Origin of the sequence: Enterobacter sp. Crenshaw (assembly GCF_024734705.1) — a bacterium.
Taxonomy (GTDB): domain Bacteria; phylum Pseudomonadota; class Gammaproteobacteria; order Enterobacterales; family Enterobacteriaceae; genus Enterobacter; species Enterobacter asburiae_B.
Window position 1 is genome coordinate 2,641,223 of record NZ_CP102932.1, and the last position, 12,735, is coordinate 2,653,957.

The following is a 12,735-nucleotide window of genomic DNA, read 5'->3' on the forward strand; positions in this document are numbered from 1 at the left end:
AAGAACGCGTTGCCGATCAATTAGGACAAATACGCATGAATCTGGGCAGCGATAGTAGCACTCCCCGTAAAACACAGGTAAAGCAATCTTAAAATTAAGATCCAATTGCTTATTCCGTGGACAACATTAAGCGTAGCCGTCCCCCGGTGCCCCAAATTTGGCACTGCCAGGAGGAACAGCGGTGGCTAATTTGATTCAGATACGCCGTACCCAATGTCCCAAGCGGAACACCGTTACTCACCTGAATATGATGTTCACCGGTATTCAGTGAAGCGTTGAGACCTGCTGAAACGAGGATCAGATTCTTTAAACCGCTGTGGTAATAGCCGACCAGCAGCGGGAACTGTCCAGGCAAATTAGCCTGGCGAAAAAGCTGGTTTACCTGTTTGAGCAAACTGCCTAACTCCGGCAGCCGTTGTCCCTGATGCGATAACTGTTCCTGCAGCAAACCATTAAAAAGCGCGCGAAGAAGTAACGCGGCTAATACGCCATTATCCCCCGCACGGGTGACATCCAGAGAATAAAACGCAAGGTCGGAATCAGATAATGGTGCGATATCCAGTACCAGTCCCGGCTGGTCAGCCGCCACCAGCTGGCGATAATTTACGCGGCAGTGTGAAATAGTTTGCTGTACGGGCGGCTGAAGTTCTTGCAACAGTTTCGCCGCAGCAGGAGGATCACTCACCAGGGCATCCCAGTCCTGGAAAAGACGCTCCTCTTCCTCTACCCGGGAATTAAACATATTCGGATAAAGGCACGCTAAGACCGTTTCTCGCAGCCGGTTCAGATCCTTGACCGGTTTAAGCAGAATATCCTGGACACCGAGTCGCAATGCTTTGGCGATATCCGCCATATTCTCTGTGGCAGAGATCACCAGAATCGGCGTCTGGTTGCCTTCGTTACGCAGATGTTCAACCAGCTTCAGCCCATTCATGCGCGGCATCTCAATGTCGCAAATCATTAAATCGGGCGTAATGCTGATCATTTTTTCCAGGGCGTCGATACCATCTTCAGCCAGTGAAGTGATTGCTCCCAGCGAGGATAACCACGAATCCAGTAGCGATCGGAAAACGGGCTCGTCTTCAACAATCAAAATGTGTTTTCCGGCCAATGGCTGCGTCATGGTTCCTCCCCTGGCTGACAGTAACTAAATAGTGGCATGCGATCGGCACTATCGCCTGTCAGATTTTGCTGAAGTAGTCAAAAAAAGGTGCTTAACGTGCTGTTTGCACAAAAGGCAACAATTCGTCCATTTTCTTTTCGACGGCTAACGAGCCCGCTGCGATGGCGGCCTCAGCCCGATGGAAATCAAGAGTAGAGATTTGCGGACAGTAAGGCTGAATAAGAATATCTGGCGGATCGCCTGCCATACGATTGCGCTTAAGGCGATTCTCCAGTACCTGGATTGACGTGGTCATGATTTCTATCGCCGTCGGCGCGGCAACCGAGCGTCGCGCGGCCATACGCCCGATTCTACCGCGCAGGCGCTCATGCCAGGCCAGTTTCTCGCCCTCGGCATCTTCGCTCTGGAGATTGACCGGCATGAGGTCCTGTTGCATCAGGTGGGCGTCGTGCTGCAGGTCGACGGCAATCACGATATCCGCCCCCATTGCACGGGTCAGAGAGATGGGAACCGGGTTTACAACGCCACCGTCGACAAGCCAGTAACCGTTGTGTGGGACAGGCGCCATAAGCCCCGGCATGCTGCAGGAGGCGCGCACGGCAAGATGGATATCCCCTTCGGTTAGCCAGAGTTCGCGTCCCGTGCTGAGGTTCGTCGCGACGGCGCCAAAGGGCATCTGACAATCAGTGAAGTCTTCGAGAGGCATAACCTGGCGGAACTGGTTAAAGACGCGTTCGCCGCGCAACAGCCCACCACGCTGCCACGAGAGGTCCATCAGACGCAGGACGTCCCAGTAACTGAAGGAACGCACCCAGGTCTCGAGTTCCGGAAGCTTCCCGCACGCGTAGGCGGAGCCGACAAGCGATCCTATTGAACAACCTGCGACAATATCTACGTTAATGCCCATCTTGTTTAAGGCATTAATCACGCCGATGTGTGACCATCCCCGGGCTGCACCTGAGCCCAGCGCCAGTCCAATTTTAACCTTTCTCATTAGCCCTGTTTTACTTCCCCTGGATTCCTGACATAGCGTCAACGCAACAGCTCAGTTAACATAGTGCTACCCGAAGCGTTTTACGCCTTTATTATTTGTTCCAGGAAGAGAATCGTGTCTCAACTCTGCCCTTGTGGTAGCGCTCTGGAGTATAGCCTATGTTGCCAGCGATATCTGTCTGGCGATCAGGTTGCACCAGACCCGTCACACCTCATGCGTTCACGTTACACCGCTTTTGTGATCAAAGACGCAGACTACCTGATTAAAACCTGGCATCCCTCCTGCCATGCTGCCGAATTCAGACAAGACATCGAAGCCGGCTTCGCGAACACGCAGTGGCTCGGCCTCACCGTCTATGAATCCTCAACGGGCAGTCATGTGGATGAAGGTTACGTCAGCTTTGTTGCTCGTTTTACCGAGAATAATAAACCAGGTGCCATTATCGAGCGTTCCCGGTTCTTAAAGGAAAGCGGGCAGTGGTATTATATTGACGGAACGCGCCCACAGTTTGGTCGTAACGATCCCTGCCCGTGTGGTTCAGGTAAAAAATTTAAAAAGTGTTGCGGGCAGTAATGCCTGACAACCCAGACTTCGCAAATACAAACAGGATTTCCCGGCGATGCAATCATTACAACGTAAAGTTCTGCGCACCATCTGTCCCGATCAAAAAGGACTGATCGCACGAATTACCAACATTTGCTACAAACATGAACTGAATATCGTGCAGAACAACGAGTTCGTTGACCACCGTACCGGCCGCTTCTTTATGCGTACCGAACTCGAAGGTATTTTCAACGACACCACCCTGCTTGCCGATCTCGACAGCGCGCTTCCGGAAGGTTCCGTGCGCGAGCTGACCCCAGCCGGTCGACGCCGCATCGTGATCCTGGTGACCAAAGAAGCACACTGTCTTGGCGACCTGCTGATGAAAGCAAACTACGGCGGTCTGGACGTGGAAATAGCTGCCGTTATTGGCAACCATGAGACGCTGCGCACGCTGGTCGAGCGTTTTGATATTCCGTTCGAGCTGGTGAGCCACGAAGGCCATACCCGTGAAGAACACGACGATCTGATGGCGCAGGCCATTGAAGCGCATAACCCGGACTACGTGGTGCTGGCGAAATACATGCGCGTGTTAACGCCATCCTTCGTGGCGCGTTTCCCGAACAAGATCATCAACATTCACCACTCGTTCCTGCCGGCCTTTATTGGTGCGCGTCCCTACCACCAGGCCTACGAGCGCGGCGTGAAGATCATCGGTGCGACCGCGCACTATGTGAATGACAACCTGGACGAAGGTCCAATCATCATGCAGGACGTGATTCACGTGGACCACACCTACACGGCCGAGGACATGATGCGTGCAGGGCGTGACGTTGAGAAGAACGTGCTCAGTCGTGCGCTGTATCAGGTGCTGGCGCAGCGTGTCTTTGTCTACGGCAACAGAACCATCATTCTTTAATCTTTCAGAAAATGAATTGATTAGCTTTGCGCCTTTACGGATAAAAAGCAGGCAAACAGCTTCATTTACCTAAAGGAATGCTTTACAGGGGCGCCTCATTTGATATGATGCGCCCCGCTTCCAGCAGGAAGCAGGCCAGTAAAAAGCATTACCCCGTGGTGGGGTTCCCGAGCGGCCAAAGGGAGCAGACTGTAAATCTGCCGTCATCGACTTCGAAGGTTCGAATCCTTCCCCCACCACCATCTCTCAGCACGACATCAAAATTTGAATTACCCCTGGTGGGGTTCCCGAGCGGCCAAAGGGAGCAGACTGTAAATCTGCCGTCATCGACTTCGAAGGTTCGAATCCTTCCCCCACCACCATCACTTTCAAATAACTCCAAACCTCCTTTTTGCACCAGGAATCATGCATTTCCGTAACGGGGAAGGATGAGAAGCTTCGACTAAGGTTCGATTCGAGCGTAGCGAGAAAGCGTTGCCGCAGGCAACGACCCGAAGGGCGAGGCGCAACGCGCCGAGTAATCCTTCCCCCACCACCATCACTTTCAAATAACTCCAAACCTCCTTTTTGCACCAGGCATCATGTATTTCCGTAACGGGGAAGGATGAGAAGCTTCGACTAAGGTTCGATTCGAGCGTAGCGAGAAAGCGTTGCCGCAGGCAACGACCCGAAGGGCGAGGCGCAACGCGCCGAGTAATCCTTCCCCCACCACCATCACTTTCAAATAACTCCAAACCTCCTTTTTGCACCAGGCATCATGCATTTCCGTAACGGGGAAGCCTTCGCAGGCGCAGCCGCCACCTGGCGACAGAAGCCAGAAGCCTACATCGGCGGCAAACGACGCTTCACCGGCGAACTCTTCACAATCGACGTATTGCACTGGGCATGCTCCGCCAGGCCGTCCAGCAACTCATCCAGCTGCTCTATCGATCGCACCACCAGTCTAATTACAAAGCAATCTTCCCCTGTGACTTTGTCGCTCTCGATACACTCCGGCATCGCCTGAATGTATTTATCAACCTTATGCAACAGCCCCGGCAAAGGCCGCACGCGCACCAGCGCCTGCAGCGTATACCCCAGCGCCGCCAGATTCACCCGTGCGCCATACCCCTGAATCACACCGCGCTCTTCCAGCCTCTTCAGGCGTTCTGCCGTGCTGGGGGAAGTCAGACCGATGCGTCCGCTGAGCACCTTCAAAGACATGCGCGCATCTTCGACCAGACAGGCTAAAATTTGACGGTCGATATCATCGAGAAGGTATTCCATCGTTTTCACCTAATTTTAAAAAGTCATCACTGCATTTCACCTTATCTCATCCCTGTAAAACCCGACAGCGATTTTCGACAATAGCGTCATACAATCAGGAGGTGGATGATGCGTGATTTCCATAAAGGCGTCTGGCAAATGAGCCTGGCGATGTTAATTTCCGGCTCTATCGGTGCGTTTGTTTTACTCAGCGGTCTGCCGGTGACGGAAGTGGTGTTCTGGCGCTGTCTTATCGGGGCAATAGCGCTTTTTATTTTTATCCGGGCAAGTCAAAAGCCCTTCAGTCCCCTCACCCGCACCACGCTGCTGCTGGCCATTCTCGGCGGCGTAGCGCTCGTGGTGAACTGGCTGCTGCTCTTCGCGGCCTATGAACGGATCTCGATTGGTCTTTCTACCGTGGTCTATAACACCCAGCCGTTTATGCTGGTCTTAATGGGGATGTTTTTAGGTGAGCGCGTTAGCCTGGTGAAATGGGGCTGGCTGTTCCTCGCCTTCGGCGGCGTGGTGATCTTGCTCTCCAGCGAGCTGACCGGCGCGCACGGCAGTGAATGGCTCGCCGGAATTGGCCTGGCGATGGCCGCGGCTTTCTTCTATGCGGTCACGGCCATTATTGCCCGCAAGCTCAGATCCGTTGCGCCGCAGCATATTGCCTTTATCCAGGTGCTGACGGGCGTCGTGATGCTTTTGCCGTTTGCCAGCATGCCGTCATTTTCCGGTGATTTCCCCTGGGCGATCCTGCTGACGCTGGGCATCGTCCATACCGGCATTATGTACCAGCTGCTCTACAGCGCGATCCAGAAGCTGCCTACGCCCATTACCGGCTCCCTGTCGTTTATCTATCCGGTGGTGGCGATCGTTGTCGATAATCTGGTGTTCGGACACTCGCTGAACCTGACGCAGCTGGCGGGCGGCGCGCTAATCCTGTTTGCTGCCGCGGGTAATAATCTGGGCTGGGGCGAAAAAAAACCCCGCGAGTGCGGGGTTGGTATCAAAACGGCGAATTAGCGACGGGCACGCACAATCTGGTATTTGCGCGTCAGGTACTCCACCGGCGCGCTCCAGATATGCACCAGACGTGAGAACGGGAACAGCACAAACAGCGTCATCCCCAGCACCAGGTGAACGCGGAAGATAAACGCTACGCCGTCCAGGTGCGCGGAGGCTCCGCCGTGGAAGGTCACCACGGACTGCGCCCAGCCGACCAGCTTCATCATTTCGCTCCCGTCCATATGCTGCGCCGAGAACGGAATGGTCAGCAGGCCCAGCGCGCACTGCACCATCAGCAGGGAGAGGATCAGAATATCCGCTGCGGTCGTGGTCGCACGCACGCGCGGGCTGAACAGACGGCGTTTCAGCAGCAGCAGGCCACCCACCAGAGTCATCACGCCGCAGGCACCGCCGGCGATCATCGCCATCTTCTGCTTCACCTCGATCGGTAGCCACGCTTCATACATCCAGTGCGGCGTCAGCATCCCGAGGAAGTGACCGGCAAAAATCCCCAGAATACCGATGTGGAACAGGTTAGAGCCCACATGCATCCCTTTACGATCCAGCATCTGGCTGGAGGCCGCACGCCAGGTGTACTGGCCGTAGTCGTAACGCAGCCAGCTTCCCACCAGGAACACGGTGCCCGCGATATACGGGTAAATGTCGAAGAAGAACATATTCAGGAAGTGCATTAGTGCCGTCCTCCGTTAGAGATATTCAAATATTGCGGGGCAACCGCGCCGGCAAAGCGACGCTGGTGAGCGGAGATTTCAGACTCGCCGCAGTTCTGGTCAGCAAAGAATTTCACCTGCTCTTCTTCCCAGACCGCATCCAGCGCCTGTGGGGTATCGTCGCGGGCTTCATCCGCGATTTTCTCCGCCACTTTTTCACTGTCGACCGCGGCGTTGGCCAGCTTCACCAGCAGATCGAACAGAACAGCATAGCGGCTCTCGCGCTGCTGAAGACGCGCACCGAGCAGCGCCAGGATCGGCGCGATATCCTGCAGACCGCCCAGCGCCTCTTCTTTCGGCAGCTGCGCCAGGTACTCCAGATACAGCGGCAGATGATCCGGCAGCTCGCGGCTATCGAGCTGCAGGCCATGCTGTTCGTACTGGGCCATCAGGTCCACCATCGCCTGACCGCGGTCACGTGACTCACCGTGAACGTGTTCAAACAGCAGCAGCGAGGTCGCACGACCACGGTCAAACAGCTGGCTGTAGTCCGCCTGCGCGTCCAGGAGATCGCGCGCTAACAGATCGCGGAGGAAAACGCCAAGCCGCTGGGCATCGTCTTTATCCAGGTTTTCAGATGACGCGAGTGCATCAAAGAGTTCCTGCTGATGCTGCGCAAGCGCAGCATCCGGGTACTCGAGCAGACGCGAAACAATGACGAGTTCAATCATTGGTGCGGCTCCGTTTTGCTGGTCACATCCATGGCATCGATGCGACGGCTGTTGAACAGGTTGAATTTGCTGTCTGACCCGTGGCAACCGTCGCCAAAGGTAAAGCCACAGCCATTTTTTTCCGGGAAGGCTTCACGAGCCAGCTCGCGGTGGCTGCTCGGCACCACGAAACGGTCTTCGTAGTTGGCAATCGCCAGATAGCGGTACATCTCCTGCGCCTGCGCTTCGGTCAGACCAACCTCTTCCAGCGCGCGGGTATCGATCACGCCGTCTACGGTTTCCGCGCGTTTGAAGTGACGCATCGCCAGCATACGTTTCAGCGCGAGCAGTACCGGCTGGGTATCCCCTGCGGTCAACAGGTTCGCCAGGTACTGAACCGGAATACGCAGGCTTTCCACGTCCGGCAGGATGCCGTTGCTGCCCAGTTCGCCCGCGTCAGCGGCAGACTGAATCGGCGACAGCGGCGGCACGTACCAGACCATCGGCAGGGTGCGGTATTCCGGATGCAGCGGCAGGGCCAGCTTCCAGTCCATCGCCATTTTGTACACCGGTGACTGCTGCGCCGCGTCAATCACGCTCTGCGGCACGCCGTCTTTCAGCGCCTGCTCAATCACCTTCGGATCGTTCGGATCGAGGAACACGTCCAGCTGACGCTGATACAGATCTTTCTCGTGCTCGGTGCTCGCGGCGTTTTCAATCGCGTCCGCGTCATACAGCAGCACGCCGAGGTAGCGAATACGGCCTACGCAGCTTTCAGAGCAGACGGTCGGCATTCCGGCTTCGATACGCGGGTAGCAGAAGATGCACTTCTCAGATTTACCGCTCTTCCAGTTGAAGTAGATTTTTTTGTACGGGCAGCCGGTGATGCACATACGCCAGCCGCGGCACTTGTCCTGGTCGATCAGCACGATGCCATCTTCTTCACGCTTGTAGATAGCGCCGCTCGGGCAGGTCGCCACGCACGCCGGGTTGAGGCAGTGCTCGCACAGGCGCGGCAGATACATCATGAAGGTATTTTCAAACTGGCCGTACATCGCCTTCTGCATGTTCTCGAAGTTCTGGTCTTTGGCGCGCTTCTCGAACTCGCCGCCCAGAATCTCCTCCCAGTTTGGACCGCTGGTGATCTTGTCCATGCGCTGACCGGTGATCAGCGAGCGCGGACGGGCGATCGGCTGGTGTTTGCTTTCCGGCGCGTTGTGCAGGTTCTGGTAGTCGTAGTCAAACGGCTCGTAGTAATCGTCGATGCCCGGCAGGTGCGGGTTAGCGAAGATTTTACCCAGCAGCATCGCGCGGTTACCCATGCGCGGCTGCAGCTTGCCGTTGATTTTACGGATCCAGCCGCCCTTCCACTTCTCCTGGTTTTCCCAGTCGGTCGGGAAGCCGGTGCCCGGCTTGCTTTCCACGTTGTTGAACCAGGCGTACTCCATACCTTCGCGGCTGGTCCAGACGTTTTTACAGGTGACCGAGCAGGTATGACAGCCAATGCATTTATCCAGATTCAGCACCATGCCGACTTGTGAACGAATTTTCATTTTACGCTCTCCTGTACCTGGTCATTACCTTCGCCGTCTAACCAGTTAATATTCTTCATCTTACGTACCACCACGAACTCATCGCGGTTCGATCCTACGGTGCCGTAGTAGTTAAAGCCGTAGGCCAGCTGCGCATAGCCACCGATCATGTGGGTCGGCTTCGGCGTAATGCGGGTCACGGAGTTGTGGATCCCGCCGCGCTGCTCGGTAATTTCTGACCCCGGCAGGTTAACGATACGTTCCTGCGCGTGGTACATCATGGTCATCCCGGCCGGTACGCGCTGGCTCACCACCGCACGCGCCGTCAGGGCACCGTTGCTGTTGAACACTTCGATCCAGTCGTTATCTTCGATACCCAGATCTTTGGCGTCCGTTTCGCTCATCCAGACAATCGGACCGCCGCGAGACAGGGTCAGCATCAGGAGGTTGTCGCTGTAGGTGGAGTGAATGCCCCACTTCTGGTGTGGCGTCAGGAAGTTCAGCGCCTTCTCTGGGTTACCGTTCGATTTCGCGCCCATTACCGCTTTCACGGAGCGGGTGTCGATTGGCGGACGGTAAACCAGCAGGCTTTCACCGAAATCGCGCATCCACTGGTGATCCTGATACAGCGACTGACGACCGGACAGGGTGCGCCATGGGATCAGCTCGTGAACGTTGGTGTAGCCCGCGTTATAGGACACGTGCTCATCCTCCAGGCCAGACCAGGTCGGGCTGGAGATAATCTTGCGCGGCTGCGCCTGAATATCGCGGAAGCGGATTTTCTCTTCCTCTTTATTCGTCGCCAGGTGCGTATGGTCGCGACCGGTGAACTCGCTCAGCGCCGCCCAGGCTTTGACGGCGACGTGGCCGTTGGTTTCCGGGGCCAGGGTCAGGATCATCTCTGCTGCATCAATCGCCGTGTTCAGCATGGGCTGGCCTTTCGCCGGGCCGTCCGCTTTGGTGTAGTTGAGCTTGCGCAGCAGATCCATTTCGCTCTGGGTGTTCCAGGCGATCCCCTTCCCGCCATTACCGATTTTCTCCATCAGCGGGCCGATAGAGGTAAAGCGCTCGTAGGTTGCCGGGTAGTCGCGTTCAACCGGAATAATGTGCGGCGCGGTTACGCCCGGGATCAGGTCACATTCACCTTTTTTCCAGTCCTTCACGTCCAGCGGCTGCGCCAGTTCGGCGGCCGAGTCGTGCTGGATTGGCAGCGTCACCACGTCGGTCTCTTTGCCGAGGTGCCCTACGCAGACTTCGGAGAATTTCTTCGCGATGTCTTTGTAGATATCCCAGTCGCTTTTCGATTCCCACGCCGGGTCAACGGCCGCAGACAGCGGATGAATAAACGGATGCATATCCGAGGTATTCATGTCGTCTTTTTCGTACCAGGTGGCGGTTGGCAGCACGATGTCGGAGTACAGACAGGTGCTGGACAGACGGAAGTCGAGCGTCACCACCAGATCCAGCTTGCCGTCGAGACCGTTATCTTTCCACTCCACCTCCTCCGGCTTCACGCCGCCCTGCTTGCCGAGATCTTTCCCCTGGATACCGTTTTCGGTACCGAGCAGGTATTTCAGCATGTACTCGTGGCCTTTACCGGACGAGCCCAGCAGGTTGGAGCGCCAGATGAACAGGTTGCGCGGGTGGTTTTTACCGTTCTCCGGCTGTTCTGCCGCAAAGCGGATAGAGCCATCCTTCAGGGATTTCACGGTGTAATCCACCGGTGACATGCCCGCCTGCTTCGCCGCTTCCGCAATGCGCAGCGGGTTAGTGCCCAGCTGCGGCGCCGACGGCAGCCAGCCCATGCGTTCAGCACGCACGTTGAAGTCGATCAGGTGGCCGCTGTAGCGGGATTTATCCGCCATCGGCGACAGCAGCTCCTGTGCGGTGACCGTTTCGTAGCGCCACTGGCTGGAGTGGTTATAGAAGTAGGAGGTACTGTTCATATGGCGTGCCGGACGCTGCCAGTCGAGGGCAAACGCCAGCGGCTGCCAGCCGGTCTGCGGACGCAGTTTTTCCTGGCCGACGTAGTGTGCCCAGCCGCCGCCGCTCTGACCGACGCAGCCGCAGAAGATCAGCATGTTGATCAGACCGCGATAGTTCATATCGAGGTGATACCAGTGGTTCAGACCCGCGCCGACGATGATCATCGAACGACCGTGCGTTTTGTCCGCGTTTTCAGCGAACTCACGTGCGATACGGGTAATGTGCGCGCGAGGCACGCCGGTAATCTGTTCCGCCCAGGCCGGGGTGTAGGCCTTCACGTCGTCATAGCCGGTTGCGCAGTTTTCATCGCCCAAACCGCGCTCCAGACCGTAGTTCGCCATGGTCAGGTCATAAACGGTGGTGACCAGCGCGGTAGAACCGTCGGCCAGCTGCAGGCGCTTAACCGGCAGTTTGTGCATCAGAACGTTTTTCAGTTCAACCTTGTTGAAGTGCTCTGAACCTTCACCGCCGAAGTACGGGAACCCGACCTCGGCGATCTCGTCCTGGCTGCCCAGCATGCTCAGGCGCAGCTCCGTCTCTTCGCCGGTGGTGCCGTTGCGTTGCTCAAGGTTCCACTTGCCCTTCTCGCCCCAGCGGAAGCCGATAGAGCCGTTTGGCGCCACCAGCTCGCCGTTGCTGTTATACGCAACGGTTTTCCACTCAGGGTTGTTTTCCTGGCCCAGCGAATCCACCAGATCGGCTGCGCGCAGCGTGCGGCCCGCGGCATAGTAGCCCTCACGCTCTTCCAGCATGACCAGCATCGGCATGTCGGTGTAGCGGCGAACGTAGTCGGTGAAGTACTGGCTTGGCTTATCAAGATGGAATTCACGCAGCATGACGTGGCCCATCGCCATCGCCATCGCCGCGTCGGTACCCTGTTTCGGCGCCAGCCACAGATCGCAAAGCTTGGCGATTTCCGCGTAGTCAGGGGTGACCGCCACGGTTTTGGTGCCTTTGTAACGGACTTCGGTAAAGAAGTGCGCGTCCGGCGTACGGGTCTGAGGAACGTTAGAGCCCCAGGCGATGATGTAGCTGGAGTTGTACCAGTCCGCGGACTCCGGCACGTCGGTCTGCTCGCCCCAGGTCTGCGGAGACGCAGGCGGCAGGTCGCAGTACCAGTCGTAGAAGCTCAGGCAGGTACCGCCGATCAGCGACAGATAGCGCGCGCCGGAGGCGTAAGAGACCATCGACATCGCCGGAATTGGCGAGAAGCCCGCCACGCGGTCAGGACCGTAGGTTTTGACGGTGTAGACGTTGGAGGCGGCAATCAGCTCGTTTACCTCTTTCCACGAGGAGCGAACGAAACCGCCGCGACCGCGAGCCTGCTTGAAGCTTTTTGCTTTGTCAGCGTCTTCGATGATGGACGCCCAGGCATCCACCGGATCGCTGTGCTGTACTTTCGCCTCACGCCACATTTTCATCAGGCGCTTGCGCATCAGCGGGTATTTCAGACGGTTGGCGCTGTAGAGATACCAGGAGTAGCTGGCACCACGCGGGCAGCCGCGCGGTTCGTGGTTTGGCATATCCGGGCGGGTGCGCGGATAGTCGGTCTGCTGCATTTCCCAGGTCACCAGACCGTTTTTAACGAAAATCTTCCAGCTGCATGAACCGGTACAGTTCACGCCGTGGGTCGAACGGACGACTTTGTCATGCTGCCAGCGCTGGCGGTAACCGTCTTCCCAGTCCCGGTTGGTATCCAGAACCTGGCCGTGCCCATCGGCAAAAGTTTCACCCTTCTGTTTGAAGTAGCGAAACCGGTCCAAAAATTTGCTCATCGGGTATCTCCTGTGTGGAGCCTGTGGCTCTCTAAATCGACATTGCTGATTTGCAGCGAAGGTAACGCCCTGAAAGAGGGGGAGAATTGATAACGATCAAGACGAGGAGGGACTTTCAGGCGAGGGGTTACACCAAATACCACCAAAGCGGTATCTTCAAAAATTTCATATCATCATGAAATATAGAGTTATTTTTATTTTATCGTACAAAAAGCCAGTCAACATTTAA

Annotated in this window: 10 protein-coding genes, 2 tRNA genes and 2 other RNA genes; 7 read left to right on the top strand and 7 right to left on the bottom strand. The window is 56.4% G+C overall.

Annotated features, from left to right (window positions below; all coding sequences use genetic code 11):
• Positions 1–109 precede the first annotated feature (109 nt).
• Positions 110–1,123 carry a two-component system response regulator RssB gene (gene rssB, locus NWV12_RS12710; protein WP_048980116.1) on the bottom strand — a complete coding sequence of 338 codons (1,014 nt, stop codon included), beginning with the start codon at positions 1,121–1,123 and terminating at the stop codon, positions 110–112.
• Positions 1,124–1,214: 91 nt separating this feature from the next.
• Positions 1,215–2,117, bottom strand: a complete 903-nt coding sequence (rssA, locus tag NWV12_RS12715; protein WP_023312102.1) for a patatin-like phospholipase RssA — start codon at positions 2,115–2,117, stop codon at positions 1,215–1,217.
• A gap of 114 nt (positions 2,118–2,231) precedes the next feature.
• Here rssA and NWV12_RS12720 point away from each other — a divergent pair, with 114 nt between their 5' ends.
• From NWV12_RS12720 to NWV12_RS12745, 6 genes are all read left to right on the top strand, one after another.
• Positions 2,232–2,690 carry a YchJ family protein gene (locus tag NWV12_RS12720; RefSeq protein WP_045888025.1) on the top strand — a complete coding sequence of 153 codons (459 nt, stop codon included), beginning with the start codon at positions 2,232–2,234 and terminating at the stop codon, positions 2,688–2,690.
• A gap of 46 nt (positions 2,691–2,736) precedes the next feature.
• A complete protein-coding gene (gene purU / locus NWV12_RS12725) occupies positions 2,737–3,579 on the top strand; it encodes a formyltetrahydrofolate deformylase (RefSeq protein WP_023312104.1) in 843 nt (280 codons plus the stop codon).
• Between the two features lie 157 nt (positions 3,580–3,736).
• Positions 3,737–3,821: transfer RNA gene (locus NWV12_RS12730), tRNA-Tyr, on the top strand.
• Between the two features lie 35 nt (positions 3,822–3,856).
• Positions 3,857–3,941, top strand: a tRNA-Tyr gene (locus NWV12_RS12735).
• 45 nt (positions 3,942–3,986) lie between these two features.
• A non-coding RNA gene (locus NWV12_RS12740) (RtT sRNA) lies at positions 3,987–4,117 on the top strand.
• A 45-nt stretch (positions 4,118–4,162) separates the two neighbouring features.
• A non-coding RNA gene (locus NWV12_RS12745) (RtT sRNA) lies at positions 4,163–4,293 on the top strand.
• 108 nt (positions 4,294–4,401) lie between these two features.
• Here NWV12_RS12745 and NWV12_RS12750 read toward each other — a convergent pair.
• Positions 4,402–4,845 (bottom strand): Lrp/AsnC family transcriptional regulator, encoded by a 444-nt coding sequence (locus NWV12_RS12750; protein WP_033146544.1) that lies wholly within the window; start codon positions 4,843–4,845, stop codon positions 4,402–4,404.
• Positions 4,846–4,953: 108 nt separating this feature from the next.
• Here NWV12_RS12750 and NWV12_RS12755 point away from each other — a divergent pair, with 108 nt between their 5' ends.
• Positions 4,954–5,850 carry a DMT family transporter gene (locus tag NWV12_RS12755; protein ID WP_048980894.1) on the top strand — a complete coding sequence of 299 codons (897 nt, stop codon included), beginning with the start codon at positions 4,954–4,956 and terminating at the stop codon, positions 5,848–5,850.
• Here the strand turns inward: NWV12_RS12755 and narI are convergent.
• Genes narI through NWV12_RS12775 form a run of 4 tightly spaced genes read right to left on the bottom strand, consistent with a single transcriptional unit; the run spans position 5,847 to position 12,506 of the window.
• Positions 5,847–6,524, bottom strand: coding sequence for a respiratory nitrate reductase subunit gamma (narI, locus tag NWV12_RS12760; protein WP_023312107.1), 678 nt, complete (start codon positions 6,522–6,524; stop codon positions 5,847–5,849). The genes NWV12_RS12755 and narI overlap by 4 nt on opposite strands.
• Positions 6,524–7,234: a nitrate reductase molybdenum cofactor assembly chaperone gene (gene narJ / locus NWV12_RS12765; RefSeq protein ID WP_045888023.1), complete on the bottom strand. Its 711-nt coding sequence runs from the start codon at positions 7,232–7,234 to the stop codon at positions 6,524–6,526. The genes narI and narJ overlap by 1 nt, the downstream gene beginning before the upstream one ends.
• Positions 7,231–8,766, bottom strand: a complete 1,536-nt coding sequence (narH, locus tag NWV12_RS12770; RefSeq protein ID WP_039263580.1) for a nitrate reductase subunit beta — start codon at positions 8,764–8,766, stop codon at positions 7,231–7,233. Before narH ends, narJ begins: the two co-directional genes overlap by 4 nt.
• On the bottom strand, positions 8,763–12,506 hold the full coding sequence (locus tag NWV12_RS12775; protein ID WP_039263581.1) for a nitrate reductase subunit alpha: 3,744 nt from the start codon (positions 12,504–12,506) through the stop codon (positions 8,763–8,765). The genes narH and NWV12_RS12775 overlap by 4 nt, the downstream gene beginning before the upstream one ends.
• Between the last annotated feature and the right edge of the window lie 229 nt (positions 12,507–12,735).

Coding starts and splice junctions, on each gene's coding strand:
- rssB (WP_048980116.1), bottom strand. CDS start 1,123: ATGACGCAGCCATTGGCCGGAAAACACATTTTGATTGTTGAAGACGAG.
- rssA (WP_023312102.1), bottom strand. CDS start 2,117: ATGAGAAAGGTTAAAATTGGACTGGCGCTGGGCTCAGGTGCAGCCCGG.
- purU (WP_023312104.1), top strand. CDS start 2,737: ATGCAATCATTACAACGTAAAGTTCTGCGCACCATCTGTCCCGATCAA.
- NWV12_RS12750 (WP_033146544.1), bottom strand. CDS start 4,845: ATGGAATACCTTCTCGATGATATCGACCGTCAAATTTTAGCCTGTCTG.
- NWV12_RS12755 (WP_048980894.1), top strand. CDS start 4,954: ATGCGTGATTTCCATAAAGGCGTCTGGCAAATGAGCCTGGCGATGTTA.
- narI (WP_023312107.1), bottom strand. CDS start 6,524: ATGCACTTCCTGAATATGTTCTTCTTCGACATTTACCCGTATATCGCG.
- narJ (WP_045888023.1), bottom strand. CDS start 7,234: ATGATTGAACTCGTCATTGTTTCGCGTCTGCTCGAGTACCCGGATGCT.
- narH (WP_039263580.1), bottom strand. CDS start 8,766: ATGAAAATTCGTTCACAAGTCGGCATGGTGCTGAATCTGGATAAATGC.
- NWV12_RS12775 (WP_039263581.1), bottom strand. CDS start 12,506: ATGAGCAAATTTTTGGACCGGTTTCGCTACTTCAAACAGAAGGGTGAA.